At 62.7% G+C, this 727-nt stretch carries 1 protein-coding gene; it reads right to left on the bottom strand.

Annotated elements, in window-relative coordinates; translation table 11 throughout:
• The coding region (locus ACS8Y6_RS18380) for a site-specific integrase (protein WP_440856243.1) at positions 1-727 on the bottom strand (727 nt) is incomplete at both ends.

Genomic DNA, 727 nt, shown 5'->3' with positions numbered 1-727 from the left:
AGATTGGGGACGTAACGGGAATAGACGCGGAATAGCATCTCGGTGGTGGTGTGGCCCATCTGGCGCGCGATCCACTCCGGGTTTTCGCCGGCGGCCAGCCAGAGCGTGGCGGCGGTATGACGGCAGTGGTAAGGGCGCCTCGGCGCCAGTTCCAGATACCGCAGGAGCGGATACCAGACGCGCTGCGTGACATTGGTGGTATCCAGCGGCGTACCGTCTCGGGTGACGAATACATACTCGCCCTCGCCCGTCGCCTGATGTTGGGCGCACAAGGCGTCATACACGACCGATGACATGGCGATCTCGCGTTGCGAGCCATCGGTCTTGGTGTAATCGACCAACCCCTTGTCGACGGTTTCACGGACGAGGATCTGCCGCGCCTGCCAATCGATCCGCGACCATTTGAGGCCGTGCAGTTCCCCGGTGCGCATGCCGGTGAAGAACCGCAGCGTGTAGTACGGCTTGAAGTCGCTGCGCACGGTGTCGAGGATCAGACGGACTTCATCCAGCGAGAACGGCTGGATGTCCTTGCGCTGCAGCCGCAGGCGCTTGATGTTCTGGACCGGGTTCGGGAACTCGAAGCGGTCGGCCGCCTCGGTCATGATCATGTTCAACACGCCCATCAGGTTATTGATGGTCTTGGGCGAGAGCGTGGCATTGCCGGAGCGTCCGGCGCACTGTGCCACCTCGGCGCGGAAGGCCAGTATGTCCGCCTTGGTGATCTCGC

Source organism: Salinisphaera sp. RV14 (assembly GCF_052044135.1).
In the GTDB taxonomy this organism is placed as follows: domain Bacteria; phylum Pseudomonadota; class Gammaproteobacteria; order Nevskiales; family Salinisphaeraceae; genus Salinisphaera.
This window is presented reverse-complemented; position numbering and strand designations above follow the sequence as displayed.